This window comes from Peribacillus sp. 05N428 (genome assembly GCF_056397085.1).
On record NZ_JBFTMS010000003.1, the window covers coordinates 265180 to 287753 of the forward strand.

General features: G+C 40.9%; 23 protein-coding genes, 1 tRNA gene and 1 other annotated feature. Of the genes, 23 read left to right on the forward strand and 1 reads right to left on the reverse strand.

Annotation, left to right across the window (positions count from 1 at the left end; translation table 11 throughout):
• The first annotated feature begins 4 nt into the window (after positions 1–4).
• The 7 genes from AC1DIV_RS04585 to AC1DIV_RS04615 all read left to right on the forward strand — a co-directional run bounded on the left by AC1DIV_RS04585 (position 5) and on the right by AC1DIV_RS04615 (position 5644).
• The gene (locus tag AC1DIV_RS04585; protein ID WP_477575858.1) at positions 5–1087 is read left to right on the forward strand and encodes a GerAB/ArcD/ProY family transporter; all 1083 of its coding nucleotides are present in this window, start codon (positions 5–7) and stop codon (positions 1085–1087) included.
• Positions 1084–2559, forward strand: coding sequence for a spore germination protein (locus AC1DIV_RS04590; RefSeq protein ID WP_477575859.1), 1476 nt, complete (start codon positions 1084–1086; stop codon positions 2557–2559). The genes AC1DIV_RS04585 and AC1DIV_RS04590 overlap by 4 nt, the downstream gene beginning before the upstream one ends.
• Positions 2556–3677, forward strand: a complete 1122-nt coding sequence (locus tag AC1DIV_RS04595; protein ID WP_477575861.1) for a Ger(x)C family spore germination protein — start codon at positions 2556–2558, stop codon at positions 3675–3677. Before AC1DIV_RS04590 ends, AC1DIV_RS04595 begins: the two co-directional genes overlap by 4 nt.
• 215 nt (positions 3678–3892) lie before the next feature.
• Positions 3893–4504: an XTP/dITP diphosphatase gene (locus AC1DIV_RS04600; RefSeq protein WP_048689045.1), complete on the forward strand. Its 612-nt coding sequence runs from the start codon at positions 3893–3895 to the stop codon at positions 4502–4504.
• 2 nt (positions 4505–4506) lie between these two features.
• Entirely contained in the window at positions 4507–5019 is a 513-nt protein-coding gene (locus AC1DIV_RS04605) for a metallophosphoesterase family protein (RefSeq protein ID WP_063594344.1), read from the forward strand.
• A gap of 173 nt (positions 5020–5192) precedes the next feature.
• A tRNA-Arg gene (locus AC1DIV_RS04610) sits at positions 5193–5266 on the forward strand.
• 177 nt (positions 5267–5443) lie between these two features.
• Positions 5444–5644 (forward strand): hypothetical protein, encoded by a 201-nt coding sequence (locus tag AC1DIV_RS04615; protein ID WP_072273342.1) that lies wholly within the window; start codon positions 5444–5446, stop codon positions 5642–5644.
• Positions 5645–6205: 561 nt separating this feature from the next.
• Here the strand turns inward: AC1DIV_RS04615 and AC1DIV_RS04620 are convergent.
• On the reverse strand, positions 6206–6457 hold the full coding sequence (locus AC1DIV_RS04620) for a hypothetical protein (RefSeq protein ID WP_048688858.1): 252 nt from the start codon (positions 6455–6457) through the stop codon (positions 6206–6208).
• Positions 6458–6728: 271 nt separating this feature from the next.
• On the opposite strand from AC1DIV_RS04620, the gene AC1DIV_RS04625 reads away from it, so the two are divergent.
• The 16 genes from AC1DIV_RS04625 (at position 6729) to tig (ending at position 22181) form a co-directional block, all read left to right on the forward strand.
• Positions 6729–7484 (forward strand): DUF2087 domain-containing protein, encoded by a 756-nt coding sequence (locus AC1DIV_RS04625; RefSeq protein ID WP_048688860.1) that lies wholly within the window; start codon positions 6729–6731, stop codon positions 7482–7484.
• Positions 7485–7502: 18 nt separating this feature from the next.
• On the forward strand, positions 7503–7865 hold the full coding sequence (locus AC1DIV_RS04630) for a GIY-YIG nuclease family protein (RefSeq protein ID WP_318292926.1): 363 nt from the start codon (positions 7503–7505) through the stop codon (positions 7863–7865).
• A gap of 141 nt (positions 7866–8006) precedes the next feature.
• Positions 8007–8285, forward strand: a complete 279-nt coding sequence (locus tag AC1DIV_RS04635; protein ID WP_034308952.1) for a 2TM domain-containing protein — start codon at positions 8007–8009, stop codon at positions 8283–8285.
• 180 nt (positions 8286–8465) lie between these two features.
• Positions 8466–8639, forward strand: a complete 174-nt coding sequence (locus AC1DIV_RS04640) for a hypothetical protein (protein ID WP_176702870.1) — start codon at positions 8466–8468, stop codon at positions 8637–8639.
• Between the two features lie 43 nt (positions 8640–8682).
• Positions 8683–9036 carry a YidH family protein gene (locus AC1DIV_RS04645; protein WP_063594338.1) on the forward strand — a complete coding sequence of 118 codons (354 nt, stop codon included), beginning with the start codon at positions 8683–8685 and terminating at the stop codon, positions 9034–9036.
• A 719-nt stretch (positions 9037–9755) separates the two neighbouring features.
• Entirely contained in the window at positions 9756–10031 is a 276-nt protein-coding gene (locus tag AC1DIV_RS04650) for a GNAT family N-acetyltransferase (RefSeq protein ID WP_063594337.1), read from the forward strand.
• A 147-nt stretch (positions 10032–10178) separates the two neighbouring features.
• Positions 10179–10703, forward strand: coding sequence for a M15 family metallopeptidase (locus AC1DIV_RS04655; RefSeq protein ID WP_340877142.1), 525 nt, complete (start codon positions 10179–10181; stop codon positions 10701–10703).
• 268 nt (positions 10704–10971) lie between these two features.
• Positions 10972–11230: a binding site (T-box leader), on the forward strand.
• A 117-nt stretch (positions 11231–11347) separates the two neighbouring features.
• A complete protein-coding gene (ilvB, locus tag AC1DIV_RS04660) occupies positions 11348–13063 on the forward strand; it encodes an acetolactate synthase large subunit (protein ID WP_477575863.1) in 1716 nt (571 codons plus the stop codon).
• Between the two features lie 3 nt (positions 13064–13066).
• Positions 13067–13579, forward strand: a complete 513-nt coding sequence (gene ilvN / locus AC1DIV_RS04665; RefSeq protein WP_034308941.1) for an acetolactate synthase small subunit — start codon at positions 13067–13069, stop codon at positions 13577–13579.
• 145 nt (positions 13580–13724) lie between these two features.
• Entirely contained in the window at positions 13725–14753 is a 1029-nt protein-coding gene (ilvC, locus tag AC1DIV_RS04670) for a ketol-acid reductoisomerase (RefSeq protein WP_048688871.1), read from the forward strand.
• Positions 14740–16275 carry a 2-isopropylmalate synthase gene (locus AC1DIV_RS04675; RefSeq protein WP_048688874.1) on the forward strand — a complete coding sequence of 512 codons (1536 nt, stop codon included), beginning with the start codon at positions 14740–14742 and terminating at the stop codon, positions 16273–16275. Before ilvC ends, AC1DIV_RS04675 begins: the two co-directional genes overlap by 14 nt.
• A 15-nt stretch (positions 16276–16290) precedes the next feature.
• Positions 16291–17403, forward strand: a complete 1113-nt coding sequence (gene leuB / locus AC1DIV_RS04680; RefSeq protein ID WP_048688876.1) for a 3-isopropylmalate dehydrogenase — start codon at positions 16291–16293, stop codon at positions 17401–17403.
• A gap of 71 nt (positions 17404–17474) precedes the next feature.
• On the forward strand, positions 17475–18884 hold the full coding sequence (leuC, locus tag AC1DIV_RS04685) for a 3-isopropylmalate dehydratase large subunit (RefSeq protein ID WP_048688879.1): 1410 nt from the start codon (positions 17475–17477) through the stop codon (positions 18882–18884).
• Between the two features lie 28 nt (positions 18885–18912).
• On the forward strand, positions 18913–19512 hold the full coding sequence (gene leuD / locus AC1DIV_RS04690) for a 3-isopropylmalate dehydratase small subunit (RefSeq protein ID WP_034308930.1): 600 nt from the start codon (positions 18913–18915) through the stop codon (positions 19510–19512).
• A 157-nt stretch (positions 19513–19669) separates the two neighbouring features.
• Complete coding sequence (locus tag AC1DIV_RS04695; RefSeq protein WP_048688882.1) at positions 19670–20704, forward strand: tetratricopeptide repeat protein; 1035 nt, start codon at positions 19670–19672, stop codon at positions 20702–20704.
• A 184-nt stretch (positions 20705–20888) separates the two neighbouring features.
• Positions 20889–22181: a trigger factor gene (gene tig, locus AC1DIV_RS04700; RefSeq protein ID WP_034308928.1), complete on the forward strand. Its 1293-nt coding sequence runs from the start codon at positions 20889–20891 to the stop codon at positions 22179–22181.
• The last annotated feature ends 393 nt before the right edge of the window (positions 22182–22574 follow it).

Here is a 22574-nt window from a genome sequence, read left to right on the forward strand (position 1 = left end):
TATTATGGATCAAAAGGTCATTCAGGCTTTACACATCTATGTTTTAATCATCATGAATACAGGGTTCATGGTACATGTCCTGCTCCTTCCCAATATCTTATCCGCATCTCAACGCGACGGATGGATAAGTGTCATAATAAGTGTTGTTCCATGTATCGTTTGGACACTATTTATTTTTTATATTTATAAAAAACTAGATAAAGAAGATATAATCTCTTTTCTGAAAAAATGGTCTACACCTTTTGTTACATATATTTTCACGATAGCATTTGGCTTGTACTTTATAATTAACGCATTCATTACCATTAAATTTACATTGATTTGGGCAAAAGCTAATTATACTCATGACATACCAAACATCGTAGTCGTCAGTCTATTCACTTTTATTTGTATTTTTGCAAGTTATAAAGGAATACGCACCATAAGTACTTTGGCTCTCCTATTTCTTCCGGTCGTCACTATTTTGGGGATATTTGTGGGGCTGGGGAACACGAGTAATAAGAATTACGAATTATTGTTCCCGATATTTGAAAGCGGGTATCGCCATACACTAAATGGAATGCTGTATACGAGTGCAGGATATTTAGAAATCATCGTTTTTTTATTTTTAACTCCTTACTTGAAAAACAAGCTAAAAGCCAAGTGGCTTTTACTGGTTGGTATTATCCTCATGATGCTGACGTTAGGCCCCCTCATGGGAGCGATGGCAGAATTTGGTTCTGTGGAAGCTGTGAAAATGAGGAATCCGGCTTACGAACAGTGGAAGTTGCTAAGATTTGGCTATTATATTACTCGACTCGATTTCCTTTCCATTTTCCAATGGCTTTCAGGTGCCATGATCCGAATAAGTTTATGTTTATTTATAGGCTATAAGTTAATCTCGAATTCAAAACATCAGAAGTGGATCCTGCTTTCACTATATTTGTTAATTGTTATTGGAACGCTAATCCATTGGGATGCTACTTCATTTTTTAATTTTATATACAAATATTTCTTTCCAATAAGCAGTCTGTTTCTTTTTAGTTCTGCAATTATACTGTTATTTATTATTTTTAAAAAGGGAAAAGGAAAAGGTGAAACATTATGAAGAAGGGAAATTTGAATGGTACTCCTTCTTGTATTGACCAAATCCGAAAATGGTTCGAACATTCTTCCGATGTTGTTTTAAGAACAAAAACTTTTGATAATGAAGGTCGTTATTTGTTGGGATTTTTATATGCGCCAAACTTAGTGGATATGCCATTCATCAATGAAGTGATTCTGCCTACAATATCTAAAGCGGTTCAAGAAAATGGCGAATTAACAATTGATCAATTAAGCAATATCATGGAGATCAGTACGCTTAAAAAGGGCTCCGATTTAAAAGGCGGAGTAGAAAGCAATCTTTTTTCAGGAGACCTGATCATTATTAATGAATCTTCCAACGAAATTTACTATACCCCATTAGCTAATTCCCCTAAGCGCAGTCCGGAAGAATCCAATATAGAATCTTCCATTCGGGGACCTAGGGATGGATTCGTTGAGAATATAGCGGATAACATGTCTTTAATTCGCCAGAGGTTAAAAACGGCATCACTTAAATGTATAGAATATACAATCGGGAAACGAAGTAAAACTAAAATATTGCTGCTATATATTGATGACATTATCAATCCCTCGATTCTTTTGGATGTTAAAAAACGATTGGATTCATTAAAGGCTGATATCATAGTCAGCAGTTACCAAGTTGAAGAACTCTTATATGATACTCAATTTTCCATTTTCCCCTTAATGGAGTATATCGGTCGACCGGATTATGTTGTTGAATCCTTGAATCAAGGGCGCTTTGCCATCCTGGTAGACGGGAATCCCACAAGCTTGATCGGACCAACGAGTATTAATCAGTTACTTTATGCTGCCGATGACGCACATGCAAGCTTTTTTTACATTAGTTTTATGCGCATCATTCGTGTAGTCTCATTATTTGTAACGGTTACGTTACCGGGATTTTTTATAGCGTTGGTTACCTATCAATTCGATCAAATTCCCTTTTCGCTTCTTGCGACGATTTCAATCACGAGACAGGGATTACCCATACCTGCTTCTTTGGAGGCATTCGTAATGATCATATTATTTGAACTATTTAAGGAAGCCGGTCTTCGCCTGCCAAAAGCTGTTGGTCCGACGGTTTCTGTATTGGGTGGATTGATTATAGGTGATGCAGCGATTCGGGCAGGGCTGACTTCACCCTCCATGCTCGTAGTAATAGCTGTTACAGTTCTCTCAAGCTATACCCTAATCAATCAGAATATCGCTGGGAATATTGTTCTTATAAGGTTATTCATATTTGCATGTTCAGCATTTCTAGGCTTGTTTGGATTCTTCATGGGAATATTTCTTATCTTGATTGTTGTAGTTTCCTTGGAAAGTTTCGGACAGCCTTTTGTGAATCCATTTTCCAAACCAAATAAATCGGACATTTTAAAAGTCTTATTCAAGCTTCCGTATGGGATGTTAAGGCAGCGGAATCAAGCTCTACAATCCAGTGATAATGAATCGCAAAAGGGGTCGGACAAATGAGAAAGCTAATTGCAGTCATGGTAATTGGCTGTCAACTTTTATTGACGACAGGCTGCTGGGGAATGAAGGAAATTCAAGCTCAAACATATGGATCCGCTCTAGGGATCGATTATAAAGAGGGTGAATTCATCTTATACTTTCAAGCATTGAATTTTGCGGATATAGCAAAACAAGAGGGGGCCACAGCATTACAAGAAAAAACTGGTGTTGTCATTGGGAAAGGTAAAGGGGAAAGTATCGAAGAAGCATTTACTGAATTAGAACAAAATGCAGCATTGCCACTTTATATCGGGCATGTTAACTCCTTCATTTTAAGTGAGGATGTAATCAATAAGAAAATGAAGGATTTCATTGAATATGTAGGGAAAGAGCCCTTATTGCGATACAATTCATGGCTGTTTGTTACAAACGAGGATATTAAAAAGGTGTTTAACGGTGATAGTTTCTTTAATCTTCCTAACTTATTCACGATCATTCAAAGGCCAGAGACCGTTATTAATGAAAACTATTTCATTTCCCCGTTAAAATTCAGTGAACTGGTTTCGAAATTTTATCAACCGGTTGGTTCCATTTTAATTCCCTCTATGGTAATAAATGAGCGTCATTACACAGACAGGGGTAAAGAAAAAAAGATACCAACGTTGAATGGCGGTTATGTTTTATCAAAACAACAGTATAAAGGGTTCGTAAGTAAACAAGATTTGACTGGTATGAAATGGGTTGGAAATAAGGCGACTGTCATGTTTTTTTCCCTGAATAAACAAAAGGTAAGTGTTGAAATCATGGACCCCAAAACAAACATCAAAGTATTGGAACAACAGAAGAAACCCTTATATGATTTAGAAGTTAAAGCAAATGGGATATTGAAACAAAATATAGACAACTTGGATATGGAAAAAATCGAAAAAAAGGTAGAAATAAAAATCAAGCAAGATATTTTGAGGACATTGGAGACGGGGGAGAAAATCAATACAGACCTTTTTAACATAAGTGAAAAGGCATACAGATACCATGTCAATAAGTGGGATAATAAAATTATTAATTCCTTTGATAAGACTTCAATAAATAACATAAAAGTTAATATCCATATTGAACATAGTGAAAATTACAAACGTTAGTTTATAAGTTTCAGGTTATTGCAGATGAGGGAGTTGTGTTAGACTTAACTTATCTGGAAAATTCAGCGGCTGTTGTTGAACATGATAGGCAGAGTTGAATCCGTCCGTTGGCACTGGAGAAGAAGCGGCTTTTACATATGACGGATGACAGCAAATTCTTTCTCAGCCCCAAAAGAACTCCCGTGCCGATAAAATGAAAAAGGGTGAAATGAAAAATGAAGACAGTAATCATTGCAACGAAAAATAAAGGGAAAGCCAAGGAGTTCGAAAGCTTATTTTCTGCTAAAGGTTATGAAGTCAAAACACTTCTCGATGTACCGGATGCCCCGGATGTGGAGGAAACAGGCACGACCTTTGAAGAAAATGCGATCCTGAAGGCAGAGGCCATTGCCCATCAGCTAGGCCACTTTGTCATTGCTGATGATTCCGGATTGATTGTAGATGCATTGGAGGGCCGTCCAGGCGTATATTCTGCCCGCTACGCTGGAGAGGCCAAGAGTGATGAAGCAAACACGGAAAAAGTCCTCCGCGAACTGGAAGGCGTGCCAAAAGAGGCTAGGACGGCGAGATTTTATTGCGCCTTGGCACTAGCGTCGCCCAACCAGGAAACGATTACGGTATCGGGAACGATGGAAGGCTTGATCACGGAACAGCCTTCAGGAACGAATGGATTTGGTTATGATCCCATCTTTTTTGTAGAGGAACAGGGCAAAACAAACGCTGAATTGACAAAAGAGGAAAAAAACCAAATCAGCCACCGTGCCAACGCATTGAGGGCCCTAGATGAAAAACTTGATCTATTTCTAAAAAGGGAAGAAGGAATGTGACGATGAAAGTGCTAATAATGAGTGACAGTCATGGCTTAACTCATGAAATCAGCATGATTGCCGACCGTCATAAACAAGAGGTCGCCGCCATGATCCATTGCGGTGATTCAGAGTTGGAGAGAAATGACCCTCACATGTCGGAGTTTTTGGCCGTTGGCGGGAATTGCGACTATGATTCGGCATATCCGGATGACATTGTGGAGAATATCTCAGGCAAGCGTTTCTTCGTAACGCATGGACACCTCTATAACATAAATATGACCTTGATGAACCTATCTTATAAAAGTGAAGAGACAGGGGCGGATATTATTTGCTTTGGTCACTCCCATGCTGCAGGCTCAGAGTGGATTGACGGCAAGCTCTTCATCAACCCGGGAAGCATACGGCAGCCGCGGGGACGAAAAGAGAAAACCTATGCCATTTTGGAGATTGGAAATGACCAACTTGAAATCATCTATTATGACCTTGAAGGAAAAATCGTTGAGGATCTAAGAAATGCTTATCAAATGGAATGACTTCATGTATAATGAACAGGAAGCGTTTTTCCCCGCTTCCTGGTTCTTTAAAAAAAGAAAAAACTTTTTTTGAAAAACCGTTGACTTCCTTTTGATATCCTACTATAATAAGAAGTGTCCTAAGGGAACAGTTAAGGTAATACATAAGTTTTACCGCAACTTATATCATAAACGTCTCAGTAGCTCAGCTGGATAGAGCAACGCCCTTCTAAGGCGTCGGTCGGGAGTTCGAATCTCTCCTGGGACACTAACTTAAAAAGCCAAAACCTTCTAAAGGTTTTGGCTTTTTTACTTTTTTGGGTCGTTTAAGCTAACGAGGGTCATTTCGATTTGAATCCTTTTAACCATGAAATTTTTTATTTCATATTTATCGCAGGTGGATGACCATTTATGTCGAACTTGTAATAAATAAGGAGATGTTTAAATGAATAAAGATAGATTATTCAAGTTCATTCAAACTTCCACTCGGGGCAATTTCTTCTCAGTCGAAATAACCGAAGATGGAACAAAAGTGGTCCAATTAGCCAAAGAGTTAGAAAAAGAAGGAAGAATCAAGTTGAGGGAATGTAAACGAAAAGAAAAAGGTGTTTATCTGGAGGGAATACTTAAGTTTGTGCCTAGCTAATACTTAATGAGCTCTGCGAAGGATTTTTAAAAGGAATTTCATAACACATCCTTTGCGACAAAATGGGAATCGTAGTCTGAACAGTGAGGTGAAGGTTGAAAAAATGCATGAACGGTCGAATATTGTGTGGTTTAGGTCGATAAACTGCTCCGGTCTTCATGGTTTTGACTGTAATCCTCACTGGATTGAAGAAAATTTGCAGCGCTCCTGCCGAAACTGGCAGCCGAAACACCAAAAATGCTTGCTTTGATGCGACTTGGCAGACAGGAGCGGATATCTGAAATCAACTCCCGCTTTCTCAAATAAAAACTGTAGGCAAAAAGAGTTCTATCTGAATTTTTAAACATAGTTGATTGGGCGGGTGTGCGAGACTCCTGTGGGAATAGCGAGTCTAAGGGAGACCCCACAGGCGCAAGTGCGCCGAGGGCGGACTGCCCGCGGAAAGCGAGTGCCTGGGGCAACGTTCAATTTGTACAAGCTAAAAAACTGTAGGTAAAATCGACTTACATCGAATTTTGTCTACAGCTGAGGCATCCATACTTGGATGTCTTTTTTTTGATATCAAATTCTATTTAAGGTTTGGAGATTTTTTTTAATGATTTCACGGTTTTTGATTATTGCCGTATTCAATTCTTCGATGGGTGAACTTTTTTCATCCGCTTCACTCAGCTGCATCGATTGTTTTTGTATAAGTGATTCAATCGTATCGCGTAATTCTGGCAGTGAGACCTTGAATTGTTCGGATACATGTTGTAATGCTTTGTGTAAATCGGTGTTATGGATCGGTGGAATCGCCTCGTTTTCCTCTTTCAATAAGATATCCTCCTCTAAAGCTTATTCACGTTTATAAAGCATATTATTGGGGAAATTCGGCTTATTATTCAGGATACCATATCTGCTTAGTGCCATGGGAACCGTAAAATGGAAGGTGGAATCCCTTGTCAGCTTTATGTTATGAAGCCCTCTGACTAAGATGGCCATAATTTGCTGGAGTAATAAAAAAACAGAAAAAACATTGACATGATACAAACAAATCAATATTATGTTTATTATATTATAAACTTTATAGGGAAGTGTTTGTTTAATGAAGGACGCGGAAATGTTTTGGAGCGCATCTCAGGATGAGCTTAAACAAGGGTACATCGAAGGTGAGAATCAATATGTTTGTTTGCTGTGTGGAAATGCAGTTGAAAAGGGGATAGTATACCCGAAAGATGGAGTTCTTTATGAAGCGAAGAGGTATATGCGCATTCATATTGAACATGCACACAGCTCGGTTTTTGAATATTTGATTGATCTCGATAAAAAACTTACAGGTCTCACGGACCATCAAAACCGTCTTCTTCGCCTTTTTTACCAAGGGAAGAATGATGCTGAGGTTCAGGAGGAAATGGGAATTGGCAGTCCTTCCACCATTCGGAACCATCGTTTTGTGTTGAAAGAGAAAGAGCGTCAGGCTAAGTTGTTTTTAGCCCTGATGGAACTTTTGAAAGATAAAGATGAACACGCGCCGGCATTTATCCCGCTCCATCAAAAAGCAAGGATGGTCGATGATCGTTATAACGTTACTGAGGATGAAAAGGTGACTGTACTTAAAAAATACTTCCCTAAAGGCAGTCAGGATGCATTAAAGTCTTTTCCGCCAAAGGAAAAACAAAGGCTGATCATTCTCCAAGAAATTATGAACCGTTTTGAAAATGAGCGGAAATACGAAGAAAAAGAAATCAATCAAATATTGGGTGCCGTTTATCATGATCATGTTCTTTTGAGAAGATACTTAATAGAATATGGATTCTTGGATAGAAAGCCTGATGGGAGCCAATATTGGCTGAAGAAATGATGACTGGGGGCAAGAAAGATGGATCGTAAAAAAGAATTGAAGCAATTGTATAAAGAAACGAAGGTTGAAGCAGGGGTATACCAAATCAGAAATACGGTAAATAATAAGGTCTTTATCGGAAGCACCAGGAATTTAAAGACGTTGAAGGGCAAACAATTTGAATTGGAAGTCGGGACAAACACCAATAAAGAGCTGCAAAGTGAGTGGAACCAATATGGGAAAGATGCTTTTTCTTTTGAGGTACTGGAGGTATTGAAGCCAAAAGAAACAGGATTTTTTGATGCTAAAAGGGAATTGAAAAAACTTGAAGAAAAGTGGATGGAAAAAATACAGCCTTACGAAGAACGGGGATACAATAGAATGAAGCCCGCTGACTTGTAAGTGGCCTTTAGAGATTCTCCTTGATTCCCAGCTCCCGATTTACCTTTGATGCATTTCATTCTTATTTCTTTATGAAAAATAAGGTATTATGGAAACTGATGGTAATATATATATTAGTATTTATGATTAGGAGGTGCTGGGATGGAAAATGGAGATGGATATCTACGGGCGAAAAAAAGGGTTGAAAACCTTAAGGCATTCTACATTCATTTAATGGTGTATGTATTGGTGAATGTCATGTTGATTGCGATTAACCTATTGACGGATCCCGGTTATTGGTGGTTCCTTTATCCCCTTGGAGGGTGGGGGATTGGTGTTCTGATACACGGTATTACCATTCTTGCACAAGGAAACTTCGGGTCTGAGTGGGAAGAAAGAAAAATAAAAGAATATATGGAAAAGGATAAAAAGAACGGCTGAATTTGGGCGTGTTCAAAACAGGGAGTCATTTGTGGCTCTTTTTTTGTGGGAAAATAATCGGTGGATCTCACTTGTTGTAAGGTTTTAAATGGTTTAAGCTAGTAATGAGGGACCTATATGAAAAAGGGGGAAACCCTTGGAGGACCTTCACTAAATAATAATTAATCTTAGGAGTTGCGAATGAAAAAATTAGGATGGACCATAACGGGGATAGGGGCAATCCTGGCGCTGGGGGCCTTGCTTTATCCTTTGAATGTTATTGATAAAACTCTATGTATATATTTATTGCTCGGCGGTGCAGGGCTAATGTTTGTCGGGTCAATGTTCAGGGCCTTTTCGCTCCTGAAAAGATGACTGATTTTTACGTTTGATAAAAACGCTCGATTAAGGTGATGACATGGAGAAAAACCAATTGAAATATGCCCAGCAGCATCTGGCTAATGAACGCACCTTCTTGGCGTGGATAAGAACGGTGATTGCAATAGTGGGAGTTGGTTTTCTTGCGACAAGCCTGCATTTTACGATTGGTGTGCATCGGGATGCCCGGATTGACTTGATCAGCATCGTGCTGGGGATGTTTGCGTGTGCATTGGGACTTGTGATTACCGTTCTGGCGACAATCGGTTATCTTCAGAAGAAACGGCAAATCAATGAAGGGACTTTCCAGCCTTCAAGTGCGCACGTAATTCTAATCGCTGTTTTTATGGTCATATTATTATCGATGATCATTTTATATTTTGTTTTCATTTAAAACTGTCCTAACCTGAGTAGGACGGTTTTTTCAGTTTCTGCTATTATATACTTATTCTTACATCGTTACGGAAAGATTTCTTCCATTGATTTAATGCCATCAAAAAACGAAAGCTTGAAAAACACTGTATTTCAGGTTATGAAAGAATCATTCAGACTTAGAAAAATTCGAAAAAAACGAGTTTGCCTGTAATTTTACGACAGTTAAAATTTGGGCGTAGATTTCCGATCCAGGCACTCGCTTTCCGAGGGCGGCCTGGGTGCGCCTGCGGAGTCTCGCACCTTCCTCTACAATCAACTTCGTTGTGAAAATCAGATATAAATCATACTACAGGAGTTGAAGGTATTGCTACTTTAGGTCCGTTGTTTTCGTGAGCATCATTTGATGAAAGATACATTTTCCGAACACCTTCTGTCGACAAACTGAAACAATTAAAACCTTTTTATATTATTAAATACAATGTTGTCCAAGTTAAACATGGTGAAATTTGAAACCGGAAGGGTATATAAGAAGTAAGGAAAAGATCGATCGAATTTTGTCTTTTGGCTTCCTTAAAAAAAATAAACCATCATCGGTTTGTAAATAAACTTCACATGGGCAATGCTAACTTTATAACCCTTGAACGTACTTGCTTTATTCAATTTCATCACGTTTTAAATATTTGTTTAATTTCCTTTTTGTGAGATATGATAAAGAGGAACTAAAAGGAGGTCATCGTGATGGTGGATATCAAAAAAGGTGAAAGTTCTTTTTTTGTCGAAGAATCTGGTGAGAAACTAGCGGAAATTACATTCTTTAAATCAGGTGATGATGAGATCACGGTCGATCATACCGTTGTTTCTGACAAGCTTCGCGGGCAAAAGGTAGGAAACGCCCTTGTTGAAAAGGTCATAGGATTCGCAAGGGAGGAAAACCTGAAAATTGTTCCGGTATGTTCGTTCGTTCAAAAACAATTTGAAAAAAATGCAGAATACGAGGATGTATTGGCTAAATGAACCGGAGGGCTGACTTAGGGGATGATTAATATCACCTATGTTCAGCCCTTTTTCATTTTTCAGATAATCTTTACACCCCCAATAAAATAATGGTAAAGCCTTTCCTCCTCCAGTTATGTTCGCATTTAATATAGGGGAGGTGCTAGGATGGCCATCAAATTACAAACCCTATTGAATCGCGCAAAGGAAAATATGGGAAGCGGTATGAACCCGGTCGTGAACGAGACGATACTCGAAGTGGTGAAATTAGCTTATGAAGCGGGGATTTTTGTTCAAATAACGGCTGGTTATCGAAGTTTCCGAGAACAAAATGAACTGTATGAACGGGGCAGAACGAATAAATCCAAGCCAATCGTGACTTATGCCAGAGGGGGGCAATCCTTGCATAACTATGGCCTTGCCGTCGATTTTGTCATCGTTGGTGATGACGGCAAGCGGACATTGTGGACAGAGGGCGAAAAGTGGACAAGGGTGGCAGCCATAGCAAAATCCCTGGGATTTGTTTGGGGAGGGGATTTTGAATTGTTCCGTGATTTTCCGCACCTTGGAATGTCAGGTGGTTTATCAACGAGAGATCTTCAAAAGGGATGGCGGCCGAATCTTGTATCAAGAGTGGCGTCAGCAATCAGTGAAATGAAGCTGAAAGGGAAAATGGATGATTCTTTTTTTTAGGAATCCGATACTAGTGACTGACATCATGTGGATGATGCGTGACAATAATCATTTAATGGGGATATCCTATGTTTTTAAAAATTAAAAATTGAAAAAACTTTTTTTATAAAATGTGGCCATGATAGGTATGTAAGCGGATACAACAAATCTTTCAATTTAGAATTATCAAAAAATTTAAAAAAACCTGTTGACTACTACCTGAAATACACGTAAGATAATCACAAATACAAGACATCAAACATAAGCGTTTCGAAAAATATGAATAATGCGAAAAGCATTGAAGAGGATAAGTAGTCTTTTAAAAAGGCAGTCACAGAGAGCCGGGTAGCTGAGAGCCGGTATTGTCCCGAAAGATGAACTCACCTTGGAGTTTCAGCTTGAACGTCAGACTAGTAGAGCTGAACGGGTGCGTACCAGTACCCGTTACCAAAACAGAGAATAGTGTAGTCTATTCAAAGTGCGCATGGAGTTTCATGCGAAAAAGGGTGGTACCGTGGAGTGGCTCATCAAGCCTTTTCACCCCTTTAACTTGCCGAGTGCAAGTACATTTGGGGTGAAAAGGCTTTTTTGTATGCTCAAAAAGCTGAAAATTCTGAATCTTGAGAAAACATTCGATTAGGAAAGCGAAGGAGGTTTTTTACGAAATGACACAAAAGTCAGTTGTTGCTGATCGGAAAAGTGGAAAGACACATTATAGTGGTGCCGAATTTCTGCTGGAAGCATTGAAAAAGGAAAATGTTGAAGTCATCTTTGGTTATCCAGGAGGTTCTGTATTGCCGATTTATGACAAGCTTTACAGTTCAGAACTTTTTCATATTTTGACAAGGCACGAACAAGGTGCGATTCATGCAGCGGAAGGATACGCCAGGATTACCGGCAAGCCGGGGGTGGTCATCGTCACATCCGGTCCAGGGGCAACGAACATCGTCACTGGTTTGGCCGATGCAATGATCGACTCTTTACCGCTAGTTGTAATTTCGGGTCAGGTAGCTACCAGTGTAATTGGCTCGGATGCTTTCCAGGAAGCTGATGTACTGGGGATTACTACCCCGATCACAAAACATAACTATCAGGTAAGGAAGCCGGAAGACCTTCCGCGCATTATAAAAGAAGCGTTTTACATCGCTTCCAGCGGCCGGCCCGGTCCAGTATTGATCGATATACCTAAGGATATGGCCATTTTGGAAGGTGTATCGACGGATGAGGAGCCAGAAATGAATCTCCCTGGCTATCAGCCAACGACCAAGCCGAATTACTTACAGATCAGAAAGCTTGTTGAAGCCGTAAGCGGGGCGAAAAGACCGGTCATTCTTGCAGGGGCAGGTGTCCTGCATGCAAAGGCCTCCCATCTATTAAAGGAATATGTCGAGCAGCAAGGCATTCCCGTCGTTCACACTTTATTGGGTCTTGGTGGCTTTCCGGCGGAACATCCACTCTTTATCGGAATGGGTGGTATGCATGGCTGCTATGCAGCGAACATGGCGTTAGCGAAATGTGATCTGTTAATCAATATCGGTGCAAGGTTCGATGATCGATTGACTGGGAATCTAGCGAAATTCGCACAGCAAGCAACGGTTGCCCATATCGATATTGATCCAGCGGAAATCGGTAAAAATGTGCCGACAAAAATTCCAGTCGTCGGAAGTGCCAAAGAAGCACTCTCGGAATTGATTGCGCAAAATGGCAAAAAACCGGAAATTGATGAATGGACAACACAGCTTACTGCATGGAATGAAGAGTTCCCATTGCGTTATACCCATGAAGAAGGCGTATTGAAACCTCAGCGGGTCATCCAGATGCTTCATGAAAAAACGAATGGCGATGCCATTGTTACGACGGATGTTGGACAGCATCAAATGTGGGCAGCGCAATACTATCCATTTAACAAACCGAATTCATGGGTCACTTCCGGTGGATTGGGGACGATGGGCTTTGGCTTACCTTCGGCTCTCGGAGCGCAGCTGGCGAATCCGAAAGCGACGGTGCTTTCCATATCGGGGGATGGTGGATTCCAGATGTGCCTGCAGGAACTCTCGGTCATTGCCGAAATGAATCTGCCAATCAAAATCATCATCGTCAATAACGGTGCACTAGGGATGGTAAGACAGTGGCAGGAACTCTTTCATGATAACCGTTTCTCACACAGTATTTTTCAATCGCATCCGGATTTCGTGAAATTGGCCGATGCTTATGGAATTCCGGGATACAAGGTGACGACGGAGGAAGAAGCAAGCAACTGCCTGGATGTAGCGTTAAAGACTGATGGTCCCGTGTTGATTGATTTCCGGGTAAAACAAAACGAAAATGTCTTTCCGATGGTAGCACAAGGAAAAGGGCTAGATGAAATGGAAGGAGTTTAATCAATGAAGGGAATTCTTAGCCTCACCGTGAACAACCGGCCAGGCGTCCTTAATCGGATTACGAACCTGTTCACGAAAAGAAATTATAACATTGAAGGCATGACTGTCGGACCTTCCGAACAGGATGGCATTTCAAGGATGACCTTTGTGGTCGATGTCGATGACGAAACTGTCATTGAACAGATCACCAAGCAGCTGAATAAGCAGATCGATGTTTTGAAAGTATATGATATTACGAATCAATCGATTGTGGCGAGGGAACTTGCACTCATTAAAATATTGGTGACTACACAAACCCGAGCCGAGATTTATTCAGTCATCGAACCCTTCCGAGCTTCAGTTATTGATGTCAGTAAAGATAGCGTGACAGTCCAAATCACAGGGGAATCGGATAAAATCGAAGCCTTCATTGAACTGATCAAGCCATATGGCATCAAGGAATTGGCAAGGACAGGGACTGCCGCAATCCCGCGTGGAATGCAAATTGCACACGCTAAGAGTGCGACAATCGTATAAAACAAAAAACAAAAAACAAAAAACAAAAAACAAAAAACAAAAAACAAAAAACAAAAAACAAAAAACAAAAAACAAAAAACAAAAAACCAAAAACCAAAAACCAAAAACAAACAAAAACAATGATGAAAAGGGAGATGTAATTATTATGGCAAAAGTATATTATAACGCAGAAGCAAACGAGAATTTCTTCAACAATAAAAAGGTAGCGGTCATCGGATATGGTTCACAAGGACACGCACACGCTCAAAACCTACGTGACAGCGGTGTAGATGTAATCATCGGAATCAGAAAAGGTAAATCCTTCGATAAAGCGGTGGAAGACGGCTTTAATGTTTACACAGTGAAGGAAGCAGCTGAACAGGCAGACGTGATCATGAACCTATTACCGGATGAAACTCAGCCGAAAGTATACCAAGAAGAAATCAAACCGGTATTGCGTGCAGGTCAAGCGTTAATGTTCGCACACGGATTCAACGTCCATTTCAATCAAATCGTTCCTCCGGCAGACGTAGATGTTTTATTAGTCGCTCCAAAAGGTCCGGGACATCTTGTTCGCCGTACATATGAACAAGGTGCAGGAGTGCCGGCATTGTTCGCCATCTATCAAAATGTTACGGGTGAAGCAAGAGAATTGGCACTTGCATACGCTCGGGGAATCGGTTCTTTAAGAGCTGGCGGTTTGGAAACTACTTTCCAAGAAGAAACGGAAACAGATCTATTTGGAGAGCAAGCTGTACTTTGCGGCGGATTGACTGCCCTTGTGAAAGCTGGATTCGAAACCTTGACAGAAGCTGGATATCAACCGGAAGTAGCATATTTCGAGTGTTTGCATGAACTTAAGTTAATTATCGACCTTATGTATGAAGGCGGTATGGAAAACATGCGCTATTCCATCTCTGACACAGCTCAATGGGGAGATTTCGTTTCTGGACCACGCGTTGTGACGGAAACTACGAAAGAGGCAATGAAAGCGATCTTGAAAGACATCCAAGACGGTGAGTTCGCTAAAGGATGGATCTTGGAAAACCAAGCGAATCGTCCAGTCTTCAATGCGATCAATAATCGTGAAAACCAACATCAAATCGAAGTGGTCGGCCGTGAATTAAGAAAAATGATGCCATTCGTAAAACCACAACAAAAAGAGAAAGAAGTGGTAGCCGTTGCGAAAAATTAATATATTTGAAACCACACTTCGTGATGGGGAGCAATCCGCCGGTGTAAATTTGAATTTTACCGAAAAACTTGAAATTGCTTATCAGCTTGAAAGATTGGGTGTTGATATAATCGAAGCCGGTTTTCCGGCAGCATCCAAAGGGGATTTCAACTCCGTACAGGAAATCGCGCGCAAAATCAAAAACAGCTCTGTCACAGGGCTGGCGCGTGCTGTAAAAGGAGATATCGATGCAGCTTGGGATTCATTAAGGGGCGGCGCAGAACCAAGATTGCATACGTTCATCGCCACTTCGCCCATTCATCGTGAATATAAGTTGAAAATGTCTAAGCAGCAAGTGATTGAAAGGTCGGTTGAAATGGTTAAGTACGGAGCAGCGCGTTTTCCGATCGTACAATGGTCTGCAGAAGATGCAAGCCGTACGGAACTTGACTATTTGGCTGAAATCGTTGAAGCGGTCATTCAGGCTGGTGCCAAGGTCATTAACATCCCTGATACAGTAGGATATGCAGCTCCAATCGAATATGGCAACATTTTCAGATACCTTCGTGAACATGTTCCTTCTATTGATAAAGTTAGTTTATCTGCACACTGTCATGACGATCTTGGAATGGCGACGGCCAATTCATTGGCGGCCATCGAAGGCGGGGCTACGCAAGTCGAAGGCACAATCAACGGAATTGGTGAACGTGCCGGAAACGTGGCACTTGAAGAAGTGGCCATGGCACTCTACATCCGTAAAGATTTCTATCAAGCGGAAACGGGTCTTGTATTGAATGAAATTAAAAGGACCAGTGATTTGGTCAGCCGACTTACAGGTATGCAGGTTCCTGCTAATAAAGCCATTATTGGTGCCAATGCATACGCACATGAATCCGGCATTCACCAGGATGGCGTATTAAAAGAAAAAACGACTTACGAAATCATATCACCTGAACTAGTCGGGGTTTCGTCCAATTCACTCGTTTTAGGAAAGCATTCAGGACGCCATGCTTTCAAAGAAAGATTACAAGAGTTGAATTTTACGGTAACGGATGAGGAAATGAACTCATTATTCGTCCAGTTCAAGGAATTGGCCGATAATAAAAAGACCATGACGGATGAAGATATCGTTGCGCTGGTGCTTGAAGAGAAAGCGACGGATATCAGTTTCTATGACATGATTTCCTTACAGATTTCACATGGCACCCATCAAACGGCGACTGCGACGGTCACACTGAAAAAAGGCGATAATGAAGAGATTCAGGAAGCGGCTACAGGTGCAGGAAGTGTAGAAGCCCTATATAACACGCTTGAAAGATGTTTGGGCAAAGAGATCAACTTGCTGGACTATCGAATTCAATCGGTGGGTGGCGGAATGGATGCCCTCGCACAGGTTTTTGTGAAAATTGATTATAACGGTGTGGAAACAAGCGGCAGGGGTCTTGATCAGGACGTCTTGGAAGCATCCGCCAAAGCGTATTTGAACGCTGTTAACCGTGTGATCATCATGAAGGAACTGGAAGAAAAAGCAGTATTACAATAGGAAGGGGAGATTTCGATGAAAAGGAATATTGCGGTGCTTCAAGGAGATGGCATCGGGAAAGAAGTAACAAGAGGCGCTGTAGAAATCCTCGAAGCCGTTGCCCAAAGATATGGACACGATTTTGAATTTCAATATGGTGAGATTGGCGGAGGGGCCATCGATAGCACAGGTTCACCCCTGCCGGATGAAACAGTGGAGATTTGTAAAAACAGCGATGCGGTATTATTAGGGGCCGTTGGAGGACCTAAGTGGGATGACCAGCCTGCGCACCTAAGACCGGAACGAGGTTTGTTGAAAATCCGAAAAGATTTGAATCTTTATGCTAACATCCGTCCAATCAGCTATTATTCCAGCTTGTCGGAATCTTCTCCTCTTAAAAAGGAATTCATCGAAGATGTGGATTTCGTAATTGTCAGGGAACTAACTGGCGGCCTTTATTTCGGAAAGCCAAGTGAGCGCGTTGAAAAAGAAGGGAAAGAGGCGGTCGTCGATACACTTTTCTATCAGAAAAGCGAAATGAAGCGCATCATTGAACTTGCTTTTTCATTAGCATCGGAGCGCAAGAAAAAAGTAACATCCGTGGATAAAGCGAATGTTCTTGAATCCAGCAGGATGTGGCGTGAGACGGCTGAAGAAATTTCCAAGGACTATCCGGATGTAACCCTTGAGCATATGCTTGTTGATAATGCAGCCATGCAATTGATCAAAAACCCGAAACAATTTGATATTATCGTGACGGAGAATATGTTCGGTGATATTTTAAGCGATGAAGCGTCGGTATTGACTGGCTCGCTTGGAATGCTTCCTTCCGCCTCCATATCAACAAATGGGCCTAATCTATATGAACCGATTCATGGCTCTGCCCCGGATATCGCAGGCAAAAACCTGGCTAATCCGATTGGGACGATTTTATCGGCGGCTTCCATGCTGCGTCTATCCTTTGGTTTGGAAGATGAGGCGAAAGCAGTTGAGCAGGCGGTGGAAACGGTCCTTGAATATGGCTTGAGAACAGGCGATATCGCAAATGGCCAACCGACTATTACGTCTACCTCAGAGATGATTGCAGAAATAAAAGCAAATCTTTTAGACCAGGAAGCCATTTCCAACATCATGGGAGCTTACGCATAAACTTCTTTCACGGCCTAACATTAGGCCGTGTTTTTTAAAAAAAATACAAGATTGATCGAGGTGGGTTAGTGATGGGTAAGTCGATAATAGAGAAAATATGGGATCGCCATATTGTAAATGAAGAGGAGAATAAACCGGATTTAATTTATATAGACCTTCAATATATTCATGAAGTGACCTCTCCGCAAGCATTTGAAGGATTGAGATTAAAAGGACGCAAAGTCAGGAGACCCGATCGTACTTTCGCGACAATGGATCATAATGTGCCAACCGTTAATCGCTATTTCATCGAGGATGATATTGCAAGGAAACAACTAGAGGCGCTTGAGCAAAACTGTAAGGAGTTCGGTATCCGCCTTGCTGATTTAGACAGTCCGGATCAAGGTATCGTTCACGTTATCGGGCCGGAATTAGGGCTTACACAGCCAGGGATGACGATTGTCTGCGGAGACAGTCATACTTCCACACATGGGGCGTTTGGCTCGATTGCGTTTGGAATCGGTACGAGTGAGGTCGAGCATGTTTTGGCCACACAAACCCTATGGCAAACAAAACCCAAAACATTGAAGCTTGAGGTTAATGGCAAGCTTGGTCATGGCGTGATGGCGAAAGATGTCATTTTATATGTGATTTCTAAATTCGGCGTCGATTTCGGTACGGGGCATATCATTGAGTATTGCGGGGAAGTTTTCCGGGATATGTCAATGGAAGAAAGAATGACGGTTTGCAATATGTCGATTGAAGGCGGGGCAAGAGCAGGGCTGGTAGCTCCTGATGAAACAACGTTCTCTTATTTGAAAGGTCGTAAATATTTGCCGAAAGGCGAAGAGTTCGAGCAATGTGTTCAGGACTGGAAGTCACTTTCCAGTGATGAGGATGCTGTTTATGACCAAGAAATCATTCTTGATGGCAGCCTGATTTCACCAATGGTCAGCTGGGGGACAAATCCTGGAATGGCTAGTGGCGTGGACGGAAAAGTACCTACCTTCGCAGAAGATATCATGGATCCTAAGGAACTGAATCGAGCCATTGAGTATATGGGCCTTGAGGAAGGGATGCCGATCACGGAAATTCCCGTACAACATGTATTCATAGGGTCGTGTACCAATTCACGCATTGAGGACTTACGGCAAGCCGCAGAAATGATCGATGGCCAAACTGTTCATAAAGGGGTCCGGGCAATGGTCGTTCCTGGTTCACAAAGCGTCAAAAGGCAAGCGGAAGATGAAGGGTTGGATGAGATTTTCAAATCTGCAGGCTTTGAATGGCGCGAATCGGGCTGCAGCATGTGCCTGAGCATGAACCCTGACGTGGTTCCGGCCGGCGAGCATTGTGCCTCCACAAGCAATCGGAACTTCGAAGGCAGGCAAGGAGCTGGAGCAAGAACACACCTGGTTAGTCCGGCTATGGCTGCCGCGGCCGCCATTCATGGGAAATTTGTCGATATTAGGAATTTGAATAGAACTGAACAAGTCCAATAAGAATACGAATTAACCGGAGGTGCAGAAAATGGAACCCATTACTATATATAAAGGAAGAGCGGCGGCACTTGACCGTAAAAACGTGGATACGGACCAAATTATTCCAAAGCAATTTTTAAAAAGGATTGAGCGAAGCGGATTTGGCGAATTTTTATTCTATAACTGGCGTTTTGATGAAACTGGGAAGAAACGTCCTGATTTTGAGTTGAATCAGCCCCATAATCAAAACACGTCCATATTAATAGCAGGTGAAAATTTTGGCTGCGGATCGTCCCGTGAGCATGCCCCTTGGTCTTTGAAAGACTACGGGTTCGATATCATCATCGCTCCGTCTTATGCTGATATCTTTAAAAGTAATTGCATGAAAAATGGCATGGTCCCCATCGCTTTGACCCAGACTGAAGTAAACTATTTAATGGAGAGAGTATCGGCACCTGATTATGAGTTGACGATCGATCTTCCCAATCAGACATTGAAAGATGGGCAAGGGTTTGAAACGAGCTTTGAAATTCATCCATATTGGAAGGAAATGCTCGTCAAAGGCTGGGATGAAATTTCGATAACGCTTCAATATGATAAAGAGATTTCTGCCTATGAATCTCAAAAAAAGGCAGTATCGAGTATTTAAAAGAAAAAAGTCATTTCCCGTTCTCCTTTCTTAATTGAAAGGATGCGGGATTTTTTTTATCGGGGAAAGAAGGTATCCGCCCATATAAATTTTTGTGTTTCCAGCTATTACATGCTAAACTGTTTCTCAAAAAGCGAACGGTGAGGCGGAAAATAGGATGGATGATGAGAACAACCAAAAGAAGGCCGGAGAAACAAAGATTATCGCCTTTCCAAATCTCGGTGAGAGGCTGATAGTAAAAGGACTGGATGAGCTTGGTAACAGGAACTTTAAAGCGGCTGCACAGCTTTTTAGCCAAGCCAGGGAGTATGAGCCCGAAAATGATGAAGTTTGCATGGGACTTGTGGTCTCACTAGTTGAACTTGAGTATTACCAGGAGTCAAAAGAGTTGTGTATAGAGATGCTGAATAAAGGCATCGGCGACTATTTTCAACTGATCAATATTTATTTGATGGTACTGCTGCAATTAGGCGAGCACCAGGAAATGGTCACGACGATCGAACTGCTATTTGAAGAAAACCAAATTCCCTTTGATAAAGAGGAACATTTCGAAAAGATGCTTCAGTTCAGTAAAAGGGCCCTTGAGGATAAAAAAGAAGAGAAAGAAAGGCAAAATCAACAGCTTTCAGAGGAAATGCAGGAGGATGAACTTTTTGAAGGGAAAACGGATAATGAAATGCTTATGGTCATTTCAAAACTAACGAATATCAATATTCGACCATTTATCCCTCAAATCGAAGAATTTCTACAAAATGATGAGGGACATCCTTTCTTCAAAACGATGCTCCTTAACATCCTTATCGACCAGGAATATAACGAGGAAATGACGGTGAGGAAATTCAATCAATCGAAGTCGGTCATCCCAAGGGAATTGAAAAGTTTGAAGGAGACGGACTTCTATAAGAAGGTAACCGGACTGGCCGAAGAGGAAATCAGTCAGGATAATCCGAGCTTATATGAAATGGTCCATAGTTTGATTGAACGTCATTCTTTTTTATTGTTTCCTTTTGAACCAGGACCTGAAAGCTTGCCTGCGTGGGCAGCTGCCTACCATGCCTTGGCGGAAGAGTACATGACCGGGGAAGTTTCCGTGAGGGACTTAGCGGACCTTTACCAGGCAGATGAGGAAAGCGTTGCGGATATTCTTTCCTATATAAAAGAAATTGAAGAAATTTCTTATCCTATTATTTAAGCTATTGCTGTTGTAACAGATTGATCCTGTGGTATAATGTAGTGGTTGTAATGTATAATTCGTCTAATTTTGACGATTTCCCCATTATTTTGGGGGTATATTTGAAGGATGACTTGTTAACACTTGCAAAGCATAATCATCCAATGCTTATTATTGAAGTATATAGATTTTTGGAGGGAAACACATGTCTGTAAAATGGGAAAAACAAGAAGGTAATCAAGGCGTACTAACAATTGAAGTTGACGCTGCAAAAGTAAACGAAGGTTTAGACGCAGCTTTCAAAAAAGTAGTGAAACAAGTAAATGTACCTGGCTTCCGTAAAGGGAAAATGCCACGTCAAATGTTCGAAAAAAAATTCGGCGTAGAATCACTTTACCAAGATGCGCTTGATATCATTCTTCCAGATGCTTACGCAAATGCTGTCGAAGAAGCTGGAATTCAGCCTGTAGATCGTCCAGAAATCGACATCGAGAAAATGGAAAAAGGCGAAAACCTGATCTTCACTGCAACTGTAACAGTTAAGCCTGAAGTTAAATTGGGAGATTACAAAGGTGTTGAAGTTGAAAAATTCAATACTGAAGTAACTGACGAAGATGTTGAAAACGAATTGAAAACTTTACAAGAGCGTCAAGCTGAACTTGTCGTTAAAGAAGAAGGACAAGTTGCTGAAGGCGATACGGTTGTTCTTGACTTTGAAGGATTCGTTGATGGTGAAGCATTCGAAGGCGGAGCTTCAGAAAACCATTCATTGGAAATCGGTTCAAACTCTTTCATTCCAGGATTCGAAGAGCAACTTGTCGGTCTTGAAACTGGCGCTGAAAAAGATATCGAAGTTACATTCCCTGAAGAATACCATGCTGCTGAACTTGCAGGTAAACCAGCAGTATTCAAAGTGAAAATTCACGAAATCAAAACAAAACAACTTCCTGAGTTGGATGATGAGTTCGCGAAAGATGTCGACGACGAAGTGGAAACTTTGGCTGAACTTAAAGAAAAAACAAAGCATAAATTAGAGCATGACAAAAAACATGAAGAAGAAAACTTCATTCAAAACACTGTAATTGGTAAAGCTGTTGAAGGTGCAGAAATCGACGTTCCTGAAGCAATGATTTCAAACGAAGTTGACCGCATGATGAATGAGTTCTCTCAACGCATCCAATCTCAAGGTCTTAATTTGGAACTTTACTACCAATTCTCAGGTCAAGACGAAGAAGCTTTAAAAGCGCAAATGAAAGAAGAAGCTGAAGGACAAGTTCGTACGAGCCTGACTCTTGAAGCAATCGCAGAAGTTGAAAAACTTGAAGCGACTGACGAAGATGTAGAAGCTGAACTTGCACAAATGGCTACTATGTACAATATGGAAGTTGACGCGATCAAACAAGCTCTTGGAAACTTAGAAGGAATCAAAGGCGATCTTAAAATTAAGAAAGCAATTGACTTCTTGGTAGAAAACAGCAAAACAGTTGACGCAAAATAATTTTTATAAATAAGTAGATTTAAATATTTCCTTTAAAAAAACAAGGCGCGAGTAATCGTGCCTTGTTTTATACATATTGAGAATTAGTGTAAATTTTAAATATCGGTTATTTCCTGATTGATTTTTTTTGGATTTCGGTGTAGATTAGTTCTAATACCGCATATACATATTTATACAGCAAATCCTGCTTTTAAAAATCCGAAGTTTTGGGCATGCTGGTAAAGGGCAAATACATATTGATTGATTATTGTACTTATTTAACAACTCGGACCGTGAGCATTTTTGTTACTAAACTTCCAAGAACATGATAAAATGCAAAACATACTAGGGATTTTGGAATGTTTAAGCAGATGTGTACCTAGTTTTTTTATTTACGATTAGGTACCGCTATGT

Excerpts from the sequence above, each read along its gene's own strand:
- AC1DIV_RS04585 (WP_477575858.1), top strand. The coding sequence starts at position 5 with ATGGATCAAAAGGTCATTCAGGCTTTACACATCTATGTTTTAATCATC.
- AC1DIV_RS04590 (WP_477575859.1), top strand. The coding sequence starts at position 1,084 with ATGAAGAAGGGAAATTTGAATGGTACTCCTTCTTGTATTGACCAAATC.
- AC1DIV_RS04595 (WP_477575861.1), top strand. The coding sequence starts at position 2,556 with ATGAGAAAGCTAATTGCAGTCATGGTAATTGGCTGTCAACTTTTATTG.
- AC1DIV_RS04600 (WP_048689045.1), top strand. The coding sequence starts at position 3,893 with ATGAAGACAGTAATCATTGCAACGAAAAATAAAGGGAAAGCCAAGGAG.
- AC1DIV_RS04605 (WP_063594344.1), top strand. The coding sequence starts at position 4,507 with ATGAAAGTGCTAATAATGAGTGACAGTCATGGCTTAACTCATGAAATC.
- AC1DIV_RS04615 (WP_072273342.1), top strand. The coding sequence starts at position 5,444 with ATGAATAAAGATAGATTATTCAAGTTCATTCAAACTTCCACTCGGGGC.
- AC1DIV_RS04625 (WP_048688860.1), top strand. The coding sequence starts at position 6,729 with ATGAAGGACGCGGAAATGTTTTGGAGCGCATCTCAGGATGAGCTTAAA.
- AC1DIV_RS04630 (WP_318292926.1), top strand. The coding sequence starts at position 7,503 with ATGGATCGTAAAAAAGAATTGAAGCAATTGTATAAAGAAACGAAGGTT.
- AC1DIV_RS04635 (WP_034308952.1), top strand. The coding sequence starts at position 8,007 with ATGGAAAATGGAGATGGATATCTACGGGCGAAAAAAAGGGTTGAAAAC.
- AC1DIV_RS04640 (WP_176702870.1), top strand. The coding sequence starts at position 8,466 with ATGAAAAAATTAGGATGGACCATAACGGGGATAGGGGCAATCCTGGCG.
- AC1DIV_RS04645 (WP_063594338.1), top strand. The coding sequence starts at position 8,683 with ATGGAGAAAAACCAATTGAAATATGCCCAGCAGCATCTGGCTAATGAA.
- AC1DIV_RS04650 (WP_063594337.1), top strand. The coding sequence starts at position 9,756 with ATGGTGGATATCAAAAAAGGTGAAAGTTCTTTTTTTGTCGAAGAATCT.
- AC1DIV_RS04655 (WP_340877142.1), top strand. The coding sequence starts at position 10,179 with ATGGCCATCAAATTACAAACCCTATTGAATCGCGCAAAGGAAAATATG.
- ilvB (WP_477575863.1), top strand. The coding sequence starts at position 11,348 with ATGACACAAAAGTCAGTTGTTGCTGATCGGAAAAGTGGAAAGACACAT.
- ilvN (WP_034308941.1), top strand. The coding sequence starts at position 13,067 with ATGAAGGGAATTCTTAGCCTCACCGTGAACAACCGGCCAGGCGTCCTT.
- ilvC (WP_048688871.1), top strand. The coding sequence starts at position 13,725 with ATGGCAAAAGTATATTATAACGCAGAAGCAAACGAGAATTTCTTCAAC.
- leuB (WP_048688876.1), top strand. The coding sequence starts at position 16,291 with ATGAAAAGGAATATTGCGGTGCTTCAAGGAGATGGCATCGGGAAAGAA.
- leuC (WP_048688879.1), top strand. The coding sequence starts at position 17,475 with ATGGGTAAGTCGATAATAGAGAAAATATGGGATCGCCATATTGTAAAT.
- leuD (WP_034308930.1), top strand. The coding sequence starts at position 18,913 with ATGGAACCCATTACTATATATAAAGGAAGAGCGGCGGCACTTGACCGT.
- AC1DIV_RS04695 (WP_048688882.1), top strand. The coding sequence starts at position 19,670 with ATGGATGATGAGAACAACCAAAAGAAGGCCGGAGAAACAAAGATTATC.
- tig (WP_034308928.1), top strand. The coding sequence starts at position 20,889 with ATGTCTGTAAAATGGGAAAAACAAGAAGGTAATCAAGGCGTACTAACA.